The sequence below is a fragment of the Piscinibacter sp. PDB1-1 genome (assembly GCF_056675995.1).
Map to the genome: position 1 here is coordinate 215,150 of NZ_JBWVZJ010000003.1, position 18,477 is coordinate 233,626.

Below are 18,477 nucleotides of genomic sequence, written 5' to 3' on the forward strand. Positions count from 1 at the left end.
GCGGCAAGGTGAGATGGAGGCCGCATGCCACGGGGAACAGCGCTCGGCCCCGTGCGCTCGAACTCAGGCGGCCAACTTGCGCGTCATCCGCAGCTGCGCCACGCCAGCCCCCACCAGCGAGGCCGATGCCACGCCGAGCGCAAGCGTTAGCGCCGCCCCATAGAACACACCTTGTGCCGACCCGTGGTCGAGCAGCGCACCGAACACTGGGGCCGCGACGGCAAAGCCCAGATCCAGCCCCGAGTACACCGTGCCGTACACGCGGCCCGTGGCCCCCGGGGGTGCGGCTTGCTTGATGAGCATGTCGCGCGACGGGCCGGCGAGCCCTGCACCAAAGCCCGAGATCGCCGCCACACCCGCCGCGAGCAACCCCGGCAGCACACCGGTGGCCACCAGGCACAACAGGACGGCCGCCCCCATCAGGCAGCTACCGATGATGCGTTCGAGCCGTTCGGCCCTGGACGCCAGAAACCCACCCACCACCATGCCCACGGCGCCGAAGAGCATGTAGCCCGTGACGACGAAGGCGGTGATGGATAGCGGCAGCTCCGCGTACATCTGATGCAGGGCCGGGCTGGCGAAGCTCTGCATAGCGCTCAACGCGCAGGTCGACCAGAAGAAGAACGAGAAGCACAGCCACACCGACGGCAGGCGCAAGAAGGCGAGCGGGTGTTCCGGTGCGGTCTGCCCGGCCTTCGCCGCGGGCGCAGCGTGACCCCAGCTGCCGGCCTTGTCGTCGATGGCGTCGCGGTTGAACCACAGCACCACGATCACGAACAGCGCCCACGCCCCCATTGAGGCAGAAGCGATGCGCCAGGAACCAGTGGCCGAGGTCAGCCCGATCAGGAACACCGGCGCCGCCGCCCAACCCAGGTTGCCGGTGATGCCGTGCACCGAGAACGCATGGCCCAGGCGCGGCTGCGACACACGCTTGTTGAGGATGGTGAAGTCCACTGGGTGGAAGGGCGAGTTGCCCAGGCCCGCCAAGGCCGCCGCGGCCATCAAGCCGGCGTACCCCTGCGCGGTGGCCGTGGCCAGCGCCGCCAGTACGAAGCAGCTCAGCGCCGCGAACAGCACCGGCCGCGCGCCGACGCGGTCGACCAGAAAGCCGGCCAGCGCCTGCCCCACGCCGGATATCACGAAGAAGGTCGTCACCAGGAGCCCCAGCTCCGAGTAGGTGAAGCCGAAGTCCTTGATGAACACCGGGAACAGCGGCGCCAGCAGCATGTGGAAGAAGTGCGAGGTGCCATGAGCCAGGCCGATGAGGCCGATGGTCTTGGCGTCTTGCCGGAGCGGAACGGATGCGGTGGCAGCAGTCATGGGGGAAGGCACGGTCGAGCGGCAGATTCGAGAAGCCGCACTCTAGTCGTGCAGCATTCGGCCGAGTTACGATAGTTTGACAATATCTATCGAGTTCTTGCCATGACCACCGCCGCTCCGCCTCGGCGCCACACCAGCGTCCCCCCTGTCGACCCGACCCGCTACGTGCCCACGCTCGACAACCCGGTGCGGGCCAAGGCGCGCCACCTGGCGGCCGACACCCACATCGACCCCCACAGCCACGCCTGGGGCCAGCTCGCGTTCTCGGTGACCGGTGTCATGCGGATGACGGCGGCGAACAGCACTTACATCGTGCCGCCTTCGCGGGCGGTGTGGATCCCGCCCGAGGTGGAGCATGTGGTGACCGTGGTCGAAGACGCCGACCTGCGCACGCTCTACCTGTACCAGGACCACAAGCACTGCGGGCCGGAGTACAACGCCACCGCCCTGCCCGATGCATCCCCAGCGGAATCGCCGTGGCGCGCATGCCGTGTGCTCGAGGTATCGATCCTGCTGCGCGAGCTGGTCGTCCACATGCCCGATTCACCCGGCGTGCGGCTGCCCACCGAGCGCGAGCGCCACCTGAGCGAGTTGATCCTCGACGAGCTGCGCCGTGCGCAGCCGGTGCCTATCGGTGTCGACCTGCCCCAGGACAAGCGCCTTCGGGCCCTGTGCGAAGCCGTGCTCGACGACCCGACGCGCTGGTCGACGCTCGAGACCTGCGCACGCGGCTCCGGGGCGAGCCCGCGCACGGTGGCGCGCCTGTTCCGCAGCGAGCTGGGCACGACCTTCCTGCAGTGGCGCCAACAGGTGCTGCTTGCCAAGGCCCTGTCGATGGCAGCCCGCAAGGTGCCCATGGCCGTAATCTCGGCAGAACTCGGCTACGCCAGCCCGAGCGCCTTCACGGCCATGGTGCGGCGCTCGGTGGGCGTGCCACCGAGCGTGTTCTTCAGCTGAACCTGGTCGAGCCGCTTCAGTAGAAGTAGCGGTAGATGCCGCCCTGAAAGTAGCTCGTTCCGACCAGCGCCCCCGGCGTGCCGAAGCTGCCCGGGTCGACGGCGAGACTGCTGAGCTGGGTCAGGCCAGTCCATATCTTCACTGCCGGCGCCAGGCCGGTCTTGTGGATGAGCGTCACCGAGTTGAGCCCCAGGCCATTGACGATGCCGATCTCGGCCACTGCCAGCCAGTCGCCCTTGACCGTCAGGTCATCCATCAACTGGTTCACGGTGGTCTGGTAGATCAGCACCGGCACGCCCGCCGTCCCGTTGCTGTTCACGCGGATGCGGAAGAGGTTCTGGCCACCCACGAAGTACACGTAGTCGCCATCGACCGTGAGGCCGTTGTTCATCAGGTACAGCGGCGAGGCAGGCAGCCATTCGCTGATGCTGTGGTCGAGCGTTGCGGTGTTCGTGATCTTCAGCTTGACGATCGCCGGCTTGGTGCCGAGCGGGCCCGACGGCGTCATCAGGATCGTCTTGCTGTCGAGCATGGTCATGCCGTTGTACCAAGTGGGGCTCGCGAACTGCTTGGTCTTGATCTCGGCCTGCGCGCCCGTGCCGGGCTTCAGTCGGATGAGGTGCGCCTTCTTGGGGGGCACGACCTGGCTCAGGACCGAATCGCCAGCCCACACCGTGCACACCGCGTAGAGGTAGGTGCCGTCGGTCGTCATGCCCGAGTAGAAGCAGGTGTCGCCGTTGAACTGCGGCGCCATCAGCCTGCACTGCGTGAACCCCGAACTCGGTTCGATCTGGCAGCCAGGGCTATTGTCGGCCGTGCGCTTGATTTCGTGGATACCGTCGTTGCCGGCGACGAAGTAGCGGCCGTTCGGCATGAACACACCGTTTTCCGTCGATTTGAGCGTCGACGACGACACGATCTGCTCCGCATGAGCGGCGTTGGACATCAAGGCGCCGCTGGCCACAAGGGCGCATGCAGACCACAGCAGTCTGGACATGAAATGTTGCACGGTGAGTCTCCTGGTTTGGTTATGAGGAGCCTGCAGCGTAGGCAGCCCACCGCGCACGCTGAATACCGAAAACGGGTTAAGCGCGCTGAGTCAGCAAGCCGATACAACCCCCAGGTGGATTCACCGAATGACGCACGCGCGACGGCTGACCACACTTGTCGACTCATGAATCCGCGCGTCTCTCCACCCCACAACTCGTTGCCTCTCGCCACTGCGGTGGAGCCGCCACATGCGCGCGAGTTGGCGTGGTTGGAGCTGTTCGACGAGATCTACACGCTGCTCGAGGCCGAAGGCTCGCGCGCCATGCTGGGCCTGGCGGACCCGGCGCACCCGCTGCTGTCGCGCTGCGCACGCTTGATCGGCGCACGGGCCATCCACATCGGCACCCGGGCGCCGAGCTGGGCTACTCGCCCGCAGTGGCTTGTGGATCGCTCCACAAACGGCGGCGCGCTCTGGGCGCATAGCAAATCAACCGAGGGGTTCTCTGCGCGCCAGGAGGGCGACTTCAAGCGCCTGTGCACCCAGATCCACAAGGCGCTCGACATCCAGGCGTCATTCGCCGCGTCGCACGAGCGCATCGCCGCCATGCACGCCGCGATCGACGCGCTGCCGGTTGCGCTGGCCTTGATCGACGACCAGCGACACGTGCTCTTGCTCAACCGACGCGCGCGTGACTGGTGCGCTCAAGGCGAGCGGTTCGTCATCCACGAACGGAGGCTGGGGCTGGCTGCAGCTCACCACGCCGCTTTCGAATCGGCACTGGCAGACCTCAGTACACACCAGCACCTGCACCTGGATGGCATCGACATCCGCCTAAGCAGGCTCGCCGCCGGCGACTGGCCGCTTGCGATGCTCGATCAACAGCGAGCGACGGCGCCGCGCCGCGTACTCGTGTCAGCTCACGAGCGCACCAACCCAGCCGACTTGAGCGCCATCGCACCACCCCCAGCGCCCCTCGCCGAGCGCCTGCGCCATCTGCACGCGCTCACGCCCAAAGAGCATCTGCTCGCCTGGAATCTGGCGCGCGGCATGTCGCTGAAGCAGTACGCCCAGCTGTCCGGCCGCTCCGTCGAGACCGTGCGCGCGCAACTCAAGGCCGTCTTTCGCAAGCTCGGTGTGGCAGATCAAAAGGGAATCGGCGAAACGGTGTATGAGCTGATGCAATCCGTCGCGTGGCGATCCATGGGCGAACGCCTGGCCGCCCAGGCTGTCGAGCAGCTAGCCGCCGACCAGGTGCAGGCTGCTCGCCTCGCGCCCGCAAGGCGGCCGCAATGACGCGAACGCCCCTCGCACTCAGCCCTGCCTTCGATCCCGAGACAGCCCACGAGGAGGGAGCCACTCGCGATACCACGCGGCCGGTCGCGTCGACCGACGCCTTGATGGACGCGATCTACCGTTCGGCCGTGAGGCCTGACCCCCACTGGCGGCTGCAAACCCACCTGCTCGCGCAGTTTCGCGAAGACCGCAGCCGCGACGACACGCCACACACCCGCGCCATCCTTCGCCACATCCAGCGCGCCCTGCGCCTTGGCGCTGCGCGCGCCGCCATGGCGCACCAGGAGCAGCAGGCGCAGGCCGTCATCGACGCCGTCGCTCCGCCCGTGGTGGTGTTCGACGAAGCCCTGCGGGTGATCGGGTTGAACCACGAAGCCGAGGCTCTGCTTTCAACGCCAGCATCGCCGCTGCGCATCGAACAGGGGCGACTGCACTGCCTCGAGCCGCGGCGCCTGACAGAGATGCTCAAGCAGGCCGATGAGCAATCCTGTGCCAGCGCGCGGTTCGACGCAGCAACCCACGGCGCACAGACCGATTCCGCTGCCAGCCTGCTGGCGTACCTGTACAAGAACCCGACTGTCGGTTCAGGGCCGCAGGCCTACTCGCTGGTGCTCATCGCCCGCCAGCGCCACGTGCGCGACTCTATCCACTCGCTGGGCCTGCGCGTGGGACTCACCCCGCGCGAGGCCGAAGTCATCGAGTTGTCGCTGCAAGGCATGAGCCTCGAGACGATCGCCGCGCGCGAGCAGATCTCGCTGCACACGGTTCGCCAGCACATCAAGAACATCTACGACAAGACCGGCGTGCATAACCAGAACGCCCTCTTCGCGCTCGTGTTGCAGAACATCGTGCTCGCCCAGGCCGGCAGCAGCCACAACGCCAAGCTCCTGCCGCACATCACCGGGCTGGCCCACTCGCGCCTGCTGCAGCTACCCGATGGGCGGCAACTCAGCTACGCCGAATACGGAGCGCCGCAGGGCTTGCCTGTGCTGTACTTTCACGCCCTGAATGCCTCACGCCTCGAACTGCTGATGCATGCCGACCGCTTGCGCGATCTTGGCGTGCGCCTGATCGCCTGCGACCGCCCGGGCTACGGCCACAGCAGCTTCGTCGAGCGGCATGACTATCGGGAATACACCGACGATGTGCGGGTGCTGCTCGACACCTTGGGCATCGAACGCGCCGTGCTGCTCAGCGCGTCGGCCGGCACCGCGCACGCCTTGCACGCGGCGTGGGCCATGCCAGACCGTGTGCATAGCGTTCACTGCACGGCGGTGGTCCCGCCGATCGACTACATCCTCGCGTCCGACGCGCCCTCCACGTTGAACGGGCTGATGAACCAGTTCTTTCGCGTCGTGCCCAGTCTGATGCGGCCGGCGATGGAACTCGCGCTGTTCGGGCAGACGGTGGAGTCGCTGCTCGCGATGATGAGTTCGGGCCGCAACCGCCACACCTTCAGCCTCGGCGACACCGACCTCGCCTTCATCAAGGATCCGCGCAACCTGCCCTACTTCACCACCTCGATGATCGAGTCGCTTCGCCAGGGCGCACGCACGTGGGCGATGGAGAGCGCGATGGTCAATCGCAAGTGGTCGATCGACCCGGCGCATGTGCAGGTGCCGGTTCACTTGTGGCACGGCTGCAATGACGGCCTCGTGCCCCACGAGATGGTCAGCCTGTTCGCGCGCGACCTGCCGCGCCCCAACCTGCGCCTGCTCGACCACGACACGCACCTGCTGGTGTTCAACAACATCGATCGCATCGTCGGCGAGATGCGCTCACAAACGACAAGGCCACCGCAGCAAGAAGCCGCGGTGGCCTGAGAGCTCTCGACCGGCGCACGCGGCGCCGCGTCATGCGAACCGCCTTACTTGTAGTAGCCGACAGCGCACACCTGGTCGCCCACCTTGGTCACGTAGCTGATCTTCGTGACCGGGTCCTTGCTGCCCGGCTTCGGCCATTGGTATTCGATCTCGTTGATCTCGCCTTCCTTGGCGGAGTCGTACAGGCGCATGCCCAGTGGCTCGCCGTCCTGCGCCTTGATCGACTTCATGCTTTTGCCGTTGAGTTGCGGGTGCGCGGTGAAATTGCCGTCGGGGCCGCCGCAGAACGGGTACAGGTCGCGGTCGCGGAACCCGTTCTCGCCAGTGGCGATCTGGTTGAGCGTCTTGGCCTTGTCGGTCTTCAGCGACGTAGCCACCTTCTGCAGCATGGCCTTGGCCTCGGCAGCCGAACCCTGGGTTGCCGCACCCGCCGGGGTAGCCCAGACAGCGACAGCGGCGACGATGGCAGTCAAGATTCCAATAATCTTCTTCATGGTTATCCTCCTTCAGTGATGAAAATATTGCCGAATAGATTAACGGCAACAGCAATCCTCCACTCTCGACATATTCGAGAGCGAGGTTATGTATCGCTTGCCGCGCGTGTGGCAATCGATGCATTCAGTACGACTGGTTTTGTTGGGCGTACGACGGGGCTATCGCCTCCGTGGCACGAGCCTCACCTTCTCAGGTTTGGCGAGAGATCAGCAATATCGACGAGACATGTGACAAACCTCGTGTGAACGAGCACGCAATACTCTTGTTGCAGTACAGGAATAGGATGTTAGCGGGCACTTTTCGCACGCCAGATCAGTTTTTCACATCGATACATCTGAGGGGAAAGAGATACTCTGCCGCGACATGACCGTGGTTTTTCTGACGGCCAGCGCGCAGCAGGGATCGGCGCACCGCATCAGCCGCTGGCCAAGGGCTGCTGGCGCGGTGCGGCAGCCCACTCCGATGTTTCGGCAGCACGCATCCCGCACATGGGGGAAAGCGCGCCACCCCTTGGAGGGGCACCCCCACATATCAATGCCCATTTCCAACGAATGGTTGCACGCGTCACGCTGCAGCCGCCGGGCCGCCCGCCTAGACTTTCGCCACCAATGCCGTTCGATGCGTTGGAGGGAGAAGACAACATGCTGAGCTCACTCTTCGGCGACCTCAGAAGCATCCGCGGCGCAGCGCAGCCTTCTTCGGAAGACCCACCGGACCAGGGGTTCGCCGCCACCACGCTGCTGGAAAGTGTCGCCACCGAGGTGAACGACCGCGGCCAGATGGTCGACAGCCACCTGAGCGACCTGGTCGTCACGGGCTCGCCCGCGCAGGCCATGCGCGAGCACTTCAATGCCACGCGCGCCGACCTCGAGACCGCGAGCCGCATGATTGCCCTGTACGACCCCACCGGGGTCTGGGCAGCCGCTGTCATCAAGGCTTTGTCCGACGCCAGCGGCCGCCCGATCGAGCGACTGCACCTGCGCGAACAAGGCACGCTGCGCACGCTGGCCATGATCTCGCGCACGACTCTCGAACGCCGCAACGAAGACTCGCTGCGCATCTACCACGCCGAAGTGCGCGCGCCCGGCAACGACAACGCTGCCATCCCGCTGGCGTTGATGGAGCGCAGCCACATGACGGCCGTGATCGTCGGCGCCATGCAGCCGCACGCCATCGACGAGATGCTCGACACCTTGCAGCAGGCGGTGAGCCAGCCGAACTGGCGTTGCCCCACCCTGCTCTTCATGCTGCCCCCCAACGCGGTATGGATCGCCAACAAGATCGGCATGATCGAGTGGCCCGCACGTCTCAAGGTGCAAGTGCTCAACGAGGCCCTCACGAGTGCGTCGGCCGTCTGGAACTCGTTGCTGGGCATGTGGAACCGCGTCAAGAAAGACCCGGTCCTCGCACCGCAACAGGCGCCCGCGGCCACCGGGCTCGAGGGCTTCCAGATCAAGGTGGCAGACCTCGCGGCCGCCGCAGCGCGCCCCGCCGCGCTCGACAACCCGGTGATCAGCGCGCAGCCGCCCACGCAGCCGGTGCGCCGCCCGGCGCTCGACGCCGATACAGCTACTCAAGCGCTGGACACGCTCGCCAGTCTGGATGGCGTCTTCGCCTGCGCCGTCGTCGACGGCAGCACGGGGCTGATCCTCGCCAAACGTTCACTGCCCGATCAATCCATCGCGCTCGGCCTTGCCGCCGCGGCCAGCACCCAGGTCATGCGCGCCCACCAGCAGGCCGCACGCGACATGGGGCTCACCAAGGACATCGACGAGGTGATGACAAGCGCCGGCCCGCGTCACCACGTGATGCGGATGCTCTCGCGCCACCCGGGCCTGTTCGTGTTCGCGGTTCTCGACAAACACCGCACCAACCTGGCCCTGGCTCGCTACAAACTCATGGAAGCCGAGCAGAGCCTCGTGTAGCCACGCCGTGCCTCATGGCTTGGTGTGCCGCACCGATGCGCTGCGCAGCGTGCGGGTACCATGACTGCCCCGTGCCCCCGGGGCCTGCCATACACCCAGCCATGAGCCAAGTGCAGTACGACTTCCCCTTGCAAGATGCCAGCGGTGCCACCTGCACCGCGCATGCCTGGGCCAAGGTGCCCGAGCCCCTCACCCCCGCCCAACGCCAGGACTGGAAGGCCCGAGCCAAGGAGCTGCTGGCCCGTCACAACGCCGTGCTGGTCGCGCACTACTACGTCGATGGCGACCTGCAAGACCTGGCGCTCGAAACCGGCGGCTGCGTCTCCGATTCACTCGAGATGGCCCGGTTCGGCCGTGATCACGGGGCCAAGACCCTGGTGGTGGCGGGTGTGCGCTTCATGGGCGAAAGCGCCAAGATCCTGAGCCCCGAGAAGCGCGTGCTGATGCCCGATCTCGACGCCACCTGCTCGCTCGACCTCGGCTGCCCGGCCGAAGACTTTGCGGCCTTCTGCGACGCCCACCCCGACCGCAAGGTCGTCGTCTACGCCAACACCAGCGCGGCAGTGAAGGCCCGGGCCGACTGGATGGTGACGAGCTCCTGCGCGCTGTCCATCGTCAAGCACCTCAAGGACCAGGGCGAAAAGATCCTCTGGGCCCCCGACCGCCACCTCGGCCGCTACATCCAGGAGCAGACGGGCGCCGACATGCTGATGTGGAACGGCGCCTGCATCGTCCACGATGAGTTCAAGGGCCTGGAGCTTGATCTGCTCAAGGCCCAGCACCCCGGCGCCAAGGTGCTGGTGCATCCCGAGTCGCCCAAGAGCGTGGTGGAACAGGCCGACGTGGTGGGCTCCACCTCGCAAATGCTCAATGCGGTGGTCAGCATGGACGCGCAGACCTTCATCGTCGCCACCGACAACGGCATCCTGCACCGCATGCGCCAGATGGCGCCGGGCAAGACGCTGATCGAGGCGCCCACCGCCGGCAACAGCGCCACCTGCAAGAGCTGTGCGCACTGCCCGTGGATGGCGATGAACGCGCTGCAAGGCGTGGTGGCCTGCCTGGAGCAAGGTGTGGGCGAGATCCATGTCGATGAACCCGTGCGCTCTCAGGCGCTGGGTTGCATCGACCGAATGCTCGATTTCGTCAAGCGCAACCCCACCGCGACTCAGAAACCCGGCTTCGTGCCCAACGTCGGCGCAGCCTGATTACTCTTCTCACACATGTTTGACTACAACGAGACACTGGAACAGGCGCGCACCCGCAACATCCGCGACGCCCTGATGGAAGACATGGGCCGCAACGACTGGACGGCCCAGCTCGTGCCGGCGACGCAGCGCGTAAAGGCCCGCGTGCTGGTGCGCGAAGAGGCCGTGCTGTGTGGTCGCGACTGGTTCGACGGCTGCGTTCTGGCCATGGACCCGCAGGCGCGCATCGACTGGCATGCAGGCGAAGGCGACAAGATGGCCGCCGACACGCTGGTCTGCCACATCGAATCCAACGCCCGTGCCCTGCTCACCGCCGAGCGGCCGGCGCTCAACTTCCTGCAACTGCTGTCGGCCACAGCCACTGCAACGCGCCGCCACGTGGATGCAATCGGGGGCGCCTCGCCCAACCCGCGAGGCTGCGCCGTGCTCGACACGCGCAAGACCCTCCCCGGGCTGCGCCAGGCGCAGAAGTACGCCGTGAGAGCCGGCGGCGGGCAGAACCAGCGCATCGCGCTGTGGGACGGCATCCTGATCAAGGAGAACCACATCGCCGCAGCCGGCGGCGTGGCCCAGGCCCTGCGCAACGCACAAGCGCTTCAGTCGGGCGTGGACATCCAGATCGAAGTCGAAGACCTTGCGCAACTGCGCGAAGCCCTCGACGCGGGCGCGACGAGCGTGCTGCTCGACAACTTCACCGAGCCGTTCATGCGGGAGGCCGTTGCGCTCAACGCGGGCCGCGCCCTGCTCGAAGTCTCGGGCAACGTGCAGCTCGGTCAGATGCGCGAGATCGCCGCCACCGGCGTCGACCGCATCTCCATCGGCCGCCTCACGAAAGACGTGAAGGCGACTGATTACTCGATGCGCGTGCTCGAACGACTCTGAGCACCCGAGGCGCCGGCCTCAGCGCCCCTTGAACCGGGCGGGCCGCTTCTCGACAAAGGAGCGCACGCCCTCGGCCCAGTCTTCGCTCGCGAAGATCTTGCGCTGCAGAGCGCCGAAGTCGGCCACGGCAGCGGCCGGGCCCTCTTCCACCGCCTTGATGGCGTTCAGGCGCGTGGCCTGCACCGCAAGCGGTGCCTGCTCGGCGATGCGCTGCGCGATCGCCACGGCTTCATCGAGGACCCGCGCATTCGGCACCACCTTCTGCACGAAGTTGAGGCGGTAAGCCGTGGGGGTGTCGAACTCATCGCCCGTGAGCAGGTAGAGCATCGCGTTACCCAGGCCCGCGCGCTCCGACATGCGCAGCGTGGCTCCACCGCCCGGCATCAGGCCGCGCTGCACTTCCTTCTGGCAGAAGCGGCAGTCTTCGCCCGCCACGACGATGTCGGCGCCCAGCATCAGCTCGATGCCCACCGTGAAGCAGATGCCCTTCACCGCAGCGATGACGGGCTTGGTGCGACGGCGGTACCCAGGCTTGCCGAAGTCGTGAGGCTCGACCAGCCCCTCGGGAATCAGCTTCTCGCCGCGCTCCAGGTGCGACTGCACGGCAGGCATGTCGAGACCGGCGGTGAAGTGGTCGCCCGTCGCGTGCAATACCCCCACGCGAAGTTCGGGGTCATCATCGAGGCGCGTGTAGGCCTCGCCCAACTGGCGAAACATCTGCGGCGTCCAGCCGTTGCGCTTGGCCGGGCGGTTGATGCCGATCAGGAGGACATTGCCGACGACTTGCGTGTCGATGCACCCTTCGGGCGGCACAGGCGTGGTGACGTTCAGTTCCATTTTTCGCTTCGGGTTTGTGCGGGGGGCCTGCATCTTCCTGCAATCAAGGCCTGCGTGTTGACGCCCGCGTGACTGTTGCAGCCACACCGGCGACCTATGCTGCCGGTTTCTCACAAAAAATCAGGAGAGGCGAACCATGTCCGCACCGTTCGAGACCGTCACCGCATTGTGCGGCCCGCTGCGCCACCCCCGCCAGATGCTCGCCGAGCAAACTTACGGCGGACACCTCTCGATCCATGACGACAAGACCGCCGGCGAGCTCGGCCTGAAGGCCGGCCCGATTGAGGGCCCCACGCACTTCAGCCAGTTCGACCCGTTGCTGTTCAAGCTGTTCGGGCAAGCGTGGTTCGAGCAAGGCTGCATCAGCGCGCATTACCAGAACATGGTGGTCGAAGGCGAAGAGGTTCGCGCCTTCGTGCAACCGCCCCAGGGCAACGAGAAGCTCGCACGCATCTGGGCCGAGAAGAAGGACGGCACGCCCGTGTTGACCGGAACCGCCTCGGTCGGCGACGTGCCCGAATCGCAGCACGAGATCCCGCAACGCATCGGCAAGCTGCGCCCCGCGACCGGGCTCGTCATCAACCGCGACCTCAAGGTGGGCCAGCGCGGCGCCGCGAAGGAAACCATCACCATGGGGTTCGAGCAGCACATGGGCGACTACTACCCCTTCACGCTGGCCAGCAAGCTCAAGGTCATCACCGAGCCTTCGCCCTGGTACACCCGCGAAGGTGGTGCGTCGTCGCCCTGGGGCCGCGCCATCATCCCGATCGAGATGATCAGTGTGCTGCTGGGCAGCACATCCAACCTGGCAGGCTTCAAGGGCAAGCAGCCGGCAGTGGGCCTGTTCGCGGGCCAGCAGATCCGCCTCGTCAACGGCCCGCTGTTCGTCGATCAAGCCTACGACCTTGAACGCGAGATCATCGCGCTCAGCGAGAGTGCCCGCACCGAATCGTGCTGGATCCGCACCCAGGTGTATGTGGCCGGCACGCGCACCCTGGCTGCAGAGATGATTCTCAACAGCGCAACCCTCAAGGCCTCGTACGCCGACTACGACAAGGACGCCCGCGAACTGGGCCTCGTGAAGTGACTCTGGAGACACCGCTCATGACGACAACACTCGACACCGGCACCCCGGACCTGCAGGCCACGCTCGAAGCCGGCGTGCTCACGCTGACGATGAACCGCCCCGATGCGCGCAATGCGCTGTCGCGGCCCATGCTGCAGGCGATGAAGGATCAGCTCGTCGCGGCCGAGTTCAACCGCGACGTACGCGTGGTCGTACTCACCGGCGCCGGCAAGGCGTTCTGCGCCGGCGGCGACGTGAAAGGCATGGCCGCAGCCGGCGATGGCACCGTGGGCCAGCGCACGATCGACGAAGCCATCCACCAGCAGCGCTACAGCCAGCGCGAAACGGCAGGCCGCCTCTTCAAGATGCCCAAGCCGACCCTGGCCGTGCTGCCTGGCGCCGCCGCAGGGGCCGGCCTGTCGCTCGCCATGGCCTGCGACCTGCGCCTGATGAGCAGCAGCGCCTTCATGACCACGGCCTTTGCCAAGGTCGGTTTCGCCGGCGACTACGGCGGCACCTACTTCATGACGCAACTCATCGGCGCGGCCAAGGCGCGTGAGCTCTACATGCTGAGCGACCGCGTCACGCCGGACGAAGCCCTGCGCCTGGGCCTCGCCAACTGGGTGAGCGAGCCCGAGAAGCTGGCCGAACGCACGAACGAGATCGCGCAGCGGCTCGCCAAGGGCCCGTCGGTGGCGTACCGCTACATGAAGGAGAACCTCAACCGCGCCATGGGCGGCGAGGTCGATGAATGCCTGGACCTCGAAGCCACGCACCACATCCATTGCGGCCAGACCGACGACCACAAGGAAGCGGCGCGGGCCTTTGTCGAGAAGCGAGAGCCGGTCTTCAACGGGCGCTGAAGCCATGCTGCGCGCAGAAGCGATCGCCGAACTCACCGCACCGGGGCAACCCGGTGAGCTCATCGACATCGTCGCCAACGGCCGCAAGGTGCGTGCGTTCAAGAACGCCCCGCCCACGCTGCGCGACTACTACGAGACCTACCTGTCCGACCTGCCCTTCCTGGCCTACGAGCAAGAGCGCTTCACCTTCCGCGAGGCCTGGCAAGAGGCTTCGCGCGTCGGCCACGTGCTCGTGCACGATTGCGGCATCAAGGCGGGCGATCGCGTCGCGATCTCGATGCGCAACTACCCCGAGTGGATGATCGCCTTCAGCGCCATCACGTCCATCGGCGCCATTGCGGTGGCGATGAACGCTCACTGGCAATCGGACGAGATGGCCTATGCCTTGGTCGATTGCGGCGCCAAGGTGCTGCTGGCCGACCAGGAGCGGCTCGACCGCCTCGCACAGCGACCCGTCGACGGCCTGCAGGTGCTTTCGGTGCGCGCCGACCGCCTGCCGCCGGGCGTGCGCGACCTGACCACGCTGCTTGCACCGGTCGGCGCGGTGCCGATGCCAGCCGTGGCCATGCAGCCCGACGACCTGGCGATCATGCTGTACACGTCGGGTTCGAGTGGCCGCCCCAAGGGCGTGCCGTCGACCCACCGCATGGTGCTGTCGGCGCTGCTCTCGTGGGAACTCGACTACGCCATCCTCGACAAGGTGGCCGGCGTCGAGCGACCGGTCCCCACCGAGCAGCCGGGCACGCTGCTGGCGGTACCGCTGTTTCATGTGACGGGACTGCACTCGTCCTTCCTTGGCAGCTACCGCCTGCAGCGCCGCCTCGTCAGCATGTACCGCTGGGATGCGGACAAGGCTGCCCAATTGATCGATAGCGAGCTGCTGACTTCGCTCACCGGCCCGGCCGCCGTCACCGGCGACCTCGTGCGCGTGGCGCAGAGCGGCCGCTACAGCCTGGCCACGCTCGCCTCCCTGGGTGGTGGTGGCGCCCCACGCGCGCCCGAGCAGGTGCGGCAGATCGACGACACCTTCGCCCAGTGCGCCCCCAACCTCGGCTGGGGCATGACCGAGACCAACGCCATCGGCGCCGGCATCGTGGGCGCCGATTACGTCGCCCACCCCAGCAGCTCGGGCCACTGCTCGCAGGTGCTCGAACTTCGAGTCACCGACGAATCGGGTCGGGTGCTACCCCGCGGCGAGCGCGGTGAACTGTGGGTGCGCGGCACCTCGGTGTTCACCGGCTACTGGAATCAGCCCGACGCCAACGCGCAGGCCTTCGATGGCGACTGGTTTCGCACCGGCGACGGCGCCATCATCGACAACGAGGGCTACCTGTACATCGTCGACCGCTTGAAGGACCTCATCATCCGCGGCGGCGAGAACATCGGCTGCGGTGCCGTCGAGGCCGCCTTGCTCAAGCACCCCGATGTGCACGAGGCCTCGGTCTACGCGGTGCCCGACGAACGGCTCGGCGAGGAGGTGGGCGCCACCGTACACGGCAGCACCTCGCTGGACCTGACCGCGCTGCGCCAATTCCTGGAAGGGCAGCTCGCCCGCTTCGAGCAGCCCCGCTACATCATCACCTCCGACACGCCGCTTCCGCGCACGCCCTCGGGCAAGATCTTCAAGCGCGAGATCCGCGCGGCAGCGCTCGCACAACTCGCAAACACCCATCCCAGTTCCAAGGACCTTTCATGAAGACCCGCATCACTGAACTCTTCGGCATCCAGCACCCCATCATCCAGGGCGGCATGCACTACGTGGGCTTCGCCGAGATGGCGGCCGCCGTGTCGAACGCGGGCGGGCTCGGCATCATCACCGGCCTCACGCAGCGCAGCCCCGAACTGCTGGCGAACGAGATTGCGCGTTGCCGCGAGATGACCGACAAGCCCTTCGGCGTGAACCTCACCTTCCTGCCTTCGGTCAATACGCCCGACTACCCGGGCTACATCAAGGCCCTCATCGACGGGGGCGTGAAGGCCGTCGAGACCGCCGGCAACAACCCGCAGAAGTACCTGCCCGCGCTGAAGGAAGCGGGCGTCAAGGTGATCCACAAATGCACCGCGGTTCGCCACGCGCTGAAGGCCGAGGCAATCGGCTGCGATGCGGTGAGCGTGGACGGCTTCGAGTGCGGCGGCCACCCCGGTGAAGACGACGTGCCCAACTTCATCCTGCTGCCGCGAGCAGCCGAAGAGTTGAAGATCCCGTTCGTCGCCTCGGGTGGCATGGCCGACGGCCGCTCTCTCGTGGCAGCGCTGGCGCTCGGCGCCGACGGCATGAACATGGGCACGCGCTTCATCGCCACCAAGGAGGCGCCGGTGCACCAGAACGTGAAGGACGCGATCGTGGCCGCCAGCGAACTCGATACGCGCCTCGTGATGCGCCCATTGCGCAATACCGAGCGCGTTCTCAAGAATGCGGCCGTCGAGCGCCTGCTTCAGAAAGAGCGTGAGCTCGGCGCATCGATCAAGTTCGAAGACATTGCCACCGAGGTGGCCGGCGTCTACCCGCGCATCATGAAAGAAGGCGACATGGACCTCGGCGCCTGGTCGTGCGGCATGGTCGCCGGCCTGATCCGCGACGTGCCGACCGTCAAGGAGCTGATCGACCGCATCATGGCCGAGGCCCACGCCATCATCGCGCAACGCCTCGCCCGATTCGACGCTGCGGCCTGAACTGATAGCCTCGGGAGTCCATGCACTCCTTTGACGTCACCGTGATCGGCGCCGGCGCGGCCGGCCTCTTCTGCTCAGGCATCGCCGGACAGCTCGGCCGCAAGGTCTTGCTGATCGACCACGCCGCCAAGGTGGCCGAGAAGATCCGCATCTCCGGCGGCGGGCGCTGCAATTTCACCAACCGTGATGCCGGGCCCGCCAACTTCCTGTCGGCCAACCCGCACTTCTGCCGCTCGGCGCTGGCCCGCTACACACCGCAGGACTTCATCGCCCTCGTGCAACGCCACCGCATCCCGTGGCACGAGAAGCACAAGGGCCAACTCTTCTGCGACGAGTCGGCCGAAGACATCATCGGCATGCTCCTGCGCGAGTGCGACCAAGGTGGCGTGCAGCGCTGGCAGCCCTGCGGTGTACAGGGCGTGCGCCAGAGTGCCCAAGGCTTCGAGATCGACACCGATCGCGGCACGGTGCGGTCTGCGCGCCTCGTCATCGCCACCGGCGGACTGTCGATCCCCAAGATCGGCGCGTCGGACTTTGGCTACCGCATCGCCAAGCAGTTCGGGCACACGCTGGTCGACACACGTCCCGCCCTGGTGCCGCTGACCTTCGATGCGGCGGCCTGGGCACCGTTCGCCGCTCTGGCCGGGCTGTCCTTGCCGGTCGGCATCCGCACAGGCCCTGCCAAAGGTGGCGGTCAGTTTCTCGAAGACCTGCTCTTCACTCACCGTGGCTTGAGCGGCCCGGCCGTGCTGCAGATCTCCAGCTTCTGGAAGCCCGGCGAGCCGTTGGACATCGACCTGGCACCGGGGCTGGACCTGGCCAATCAGCTCGCCCGCAGCAAGCAGGGCTCGCGACGCAAGCTGGGCAACGAACTGGGCGCCCTGGTGCCGACCCGGTTGGCCGACGCCTGGCTGGCCGACCGCGCCGACAAACTCCTGGCCGACATGCGAGACCGCGATCTGCGCGATCTCGCTGAAGGCCTGCAGGCCTGGAAGCTGACTCCCTCGGGCACCGAGGGCTACCGCAAGGCCGAAGTCACCGCCGGCGGGGTCAGCACCCGGGAACTCAGCTCCCAAACCCTGGAAAGCAACCGCGTACCGGGCCTGCACTTCATCGGCGAGGTGGTCGACGTGACGGGGTGGCTCGGCGGTTACAACTTCCAGTGGGCGTGGGCCAGTGGCCATGCGTGCGCGCAGGCCTTAGGTGCCTCGCGTCCGCCGCAGAGCACCCACTAACGTTGTGCTTGCAGGCCCCTCGGAGTCTGCATATAATCGCGGTCTTTGCTGGCAAAACCCGCGCTGCGATTTGCCCCACGATTCGTCCAAGCTCTGGCCTGGATTCCGGAACCTCCATTCAGAGACACCGGGCGAACATCGAGGGTGAGCACCGAGCGCATCAACATCTGGATCTATGACTTCTATTCGCGTCAAAGAGAATGAGCCGTTCGACGTGGCTCTGCGCCGTTTCAAGCGCACGATTGAAAAGCTGGGCCTGTTGACCGACCTGCGCGCTCGTGAGTTCTACGAGAAGCCCACGGCCGAGCGCAAGCGCAAGAAGGCTGCTGCAGTCAAGCGCCACTTCAAGCGCATTCGCAGCATGCAGCTGCCCAAGCGCCTGTACTGATCGCCCTCGGCGCTCAAGCAGCAAAAGCCCGCGCCTCGCGGGCTTTGTCGTTTCTACCTCCTGCGGAACCCACCATGAGCCTCAAAGACCAGATCACCGAAGACATGAAGACCGCCATGCGCGCCAAGGATTCCGCGCGCCTGCTGACCATTCGCGGCCTCCTCGCTGCGCTCAAGCAGAAAGAAGTGGACGAACGCGTGGTGCTCACTGACGCAGACGTGATCGCGATCGTCGACAAGCTCATCAAGCAACGCAAGGATTCGATCGCCCAGTTCACGACCGCCGGCCGCACCGATCTGGTCGAGAAGGAAGGCGCTGAACTGGCCGTGCTCGAGACCTATTTGCCGCAACGCCTGAGCGCCGAAGAGATCAACGCCGAAGTGGCCAAGATCGTCGCGAGCGTCGGAGCGACCGGCCCCGCCGACATGGGCAAGGTGATGGGCGCCGTCAAGGCGCAACTCGCCGGCAAGGCGGACATGGGCCTGGTGTCCGCAGCCGTCAAACAAGCCCTTTCACGCTGA

Annotated in this window: 17 protein-coding genes; 13 read left to right on the top strand and 4 right to left on the bottom strand. The window is 66.3% G+C overall.

What is annotated here, in order from left to right:
• Nucleotides 1-63: 63 nt before the first annotated feature.
• Complete coding sequence (locus AC1KAR_RS16960; protein WP_480319816.1) at nt 64-1,320, bottom strand: MFS transporter; 1,257 nt, start codon at nt 1,318-1,320, stop codon at nt 64-66.
• 102 nt (nt 1,321-1,422) lie between these two features.
• On the opposite strand from AC1KAR_RS16960, the gene AC1KAR_RS16965 reads away from it, so the two are divergent.
• Nucleotides 1,423-2,277, top strand: a complete 855-nt coding sequence (locus AC1KAR_RS16965) for an AraC family transcriptional regulator (RefSeq protein ID WP_480319818.1) — start codon at nt 1,423-1,425, stop codon at nt 2,275-2,277.
• A 16-nt stretch (nt 2,278-2,293) separates the two neighbouring features.
• Here the strand turns inward: AC1KAR_RS16965 and AC1KAR_RS16970 are convergent, their stop codons facing one another.
• The gene (locus AC1KAR_RS16970; protein ID WP_480319820.1) at nt 2,294-3,274 is read right to left on the bottom strand and encodes a hypothetical protein; all 981 of its coding nucleotides are present in this window, start codon (nt 3,272-3,274) and stop codon (nt 2,294-2,296) included.
• A gap of 177 nt (nt 3,275-3,451) precedes the next feature.
• On the opposite strand from AC1KAR_RS16970, the gene AC1KAR_RS16975 reads away from it, so the two are divergent.
• Both AC1KAR_RS16975 and AC1KAR_RS16980 read left to right on the top strand, forming a co-directional pair.
• On the top strand, nt 3,452-4,561 hold the full coding sequence (locus tag AC1KAR_RS16975) for a helix-turn-helix transcriptional regulator (protein ID WP_480319822.1): 1,110 nt from the start codon (nt 3,452-3,454) through the stop codon (nt 4,559-4,561).
• Complete coding sequence (locus AC1KAR_RS16980) at nt 4,558-6,384, top strand: bifunctional helix-turn-helix transcriptional regulator/alpha/beta hydrolase (RefSeq protein WP_480319824.1); 1,827 nt, start codon at nt 4,558-4,560, stop codon at nt 6,382-6,384. The genes AC1KAR_RS16975 and AC1KAR_RS16980 overlap by 4 nt, the downstream gene beginning before the upstream one ends.
• A gap of 44 nt (nt 6,385-6,428) precedes the next feature.
• On the opposite strand, the gene AC1KAR_RS16985 is transcribed toward AC1KAR_RS16980, so the two are convergent.
• A complete protein-coding gene (locus tag AC1KAR_RS16985) occupies nt 6,429-6,878 on the bottom strand; it encodes a cache domain-containing protein (RefSeq protein WP_480319826.1) in 450 nt (149 codons plus the stop codon).
• Nucleotides 6,879-7,520: 642 nt separating this feature from the next.
• Between AC1KAR_RS16985 and AC1KAR_RS16990 the strand changes: the two genes are divergently transcribed.
• The 3 genes from AC1KAR_RS16990 to nadC all read left to right on the top strand — a co-directional run bounded on the left by AC1KAR_RS16990 (nt 7,521) and on the right by nadC (nt 10,894).
• The gene (locus AC1KAR_RS16990) at nt 7,521-8,804 is read left to right on the top strand and encodes a roadblock/LC7 domain-containing protein (protein WP_480319828.1); all 1,284 of its coding nucleotides are present in this window, start codon (nt 7,521-7,523) and stop codon (nt 8,802-8,804) included.
• Nucleotides 8,805-8,905: 101 nt separating this feature from the next.
• On the top strand, nt 8,906-10,012 hold the full coding sequence (gene nadA / locus AC1KAR_RS16995; RefSeq protein WP_480319830.1) for a quinolinate synthase NadA: 1,107 nt from the start codon (nt 8,906-8,908) through the stop codon (nt 10,010-10,012).
• A gap of 15 nt (nt 10,013-10,027) precedes the next feature.
• Nucleotides 10,028-10,894 (top strand): carboxylating nicotinate-nucleotide diphosphorylase, encoded by an 867-nt coding sequence (gene nadC, locus AC1KAR_RS17000; RefSeq protein ID WP_480319832.1) that lies wholly within the window; start codon nt 10,028-10,030, stop codon nt 10,892-10,894.
• Nucleotides 10,895-10,912: 18 nt separating this feature from the next.
• On the opposite strand, the gene AC1KAR_RS17005 is transcribed toward nadC, so the two are convergent.
• Nucleotides 10,913-11,731 (bottom strand): crotonase/enoyl-CoA hydratase family protein, encoded by an 819-nt coding sequence (locus tag AC1KAR_RS17005; RefSeq protein WP_480319834.1) that lies wholly within the window; start codon nt 11,729-11,731, stop codon nt 10,913-10,915.
• A gap of 136 nt (nt 11,732-11,867) precedes the next feature.
• Between AC1KAR_RS17005 and AC1KAR_RS17010 the strand changes: the two genes are divergently transcribed.
• The 7 genes from AC1KAR_RS17010 (at nt 11,868) to AC1KAR_RS17040 (ending at nt 18,477) form a co-directional block, all read left to right on the top strand.
• Nucleotides 11,868-12,818 (top strand): hypothetical protein, encoded by a 951-nt coding sequence (locus tag AC1KAR_RS17010; protein WP_480319835.1) that lies wholly within the window; start codon nt 11,868-11,870, stop codon nt 12,816-12,818.
• Nucleotides 12,819-12,835: 17 nt separating this feature from the next.
• Complete coding sequence (locus tag AC1KAR_RS17015; RefSeq protein WP_480319837.1) at nt 12,836-13,660, top strand: enoyl-CoA hydratase; 825 nt, start codon at nt 12,836-12,838, stop codon at nt 13,658-13,660.
• Between the two features lie 4 nt (nt 13,661-13,664).
• Entirely contained in the window at nt 13,665-15,356 is a 1,692-nt protein-coding gene (locus AC1KAR_RS17020) for a class I adenylate-forming enzyme family protein (RefSeq protein WP_480319839.1), read from the top strand.
• Complete coding sequence (locus AC1KAR_RS17025) at nt 15,353-16,333, top strand: NAD(P)H-dependent flavin oxidoreductase (RefSeq protein ID WP_480319841.1); 981 nt, start codon at nt 15,353-15,355, stop codon at nt 16,331-16,333. The genes AC1KAR_RS17020 and AC1KAR_RS17025 overlap by 4 nt, the downstream gene beginning before the upstream one ends.
• Nucleotides 16,334-16,353: 20 nt before the next feature.
• On the top strand, nt 16,354-17,568 hold the full coding sequence (locus tag AC1KAR_RS17030) for a BaiN/RdsA family NAD(P)/FAD-dependent oxidoreductase (protein WP_480319843.1): 1,215 nt from the start codon (nt 16,354-16,356) through the stop codon (nt 17,566-17,568).
• Nucleotides 17,569-17,743: 175 nt separating this feature from the next.
• Nucleotides 17,744-17,956, top strand: a complete 213-nt coding sequence (gene rpsU / locus AC1KAR_RS17035; protein ID WP_047503026.1) for a 30S ribosomal protein S21 — start codon at nt 17,744-17,746, stop codon at nt 17,954-17,956.
• Between the two features lie 74 nt (nt 17,957-18,030).
• On the top strand, nt 18,031-18,477 hold the full coding sequence (locus tag AC1KAR_RS17040; RefSeq protein WP_480319845.1) for a GatB/YqeY domain-containing protein: 447 nt from the start codon (nt 18,031-18,033) through the stop codon (nt 18,475-18,477).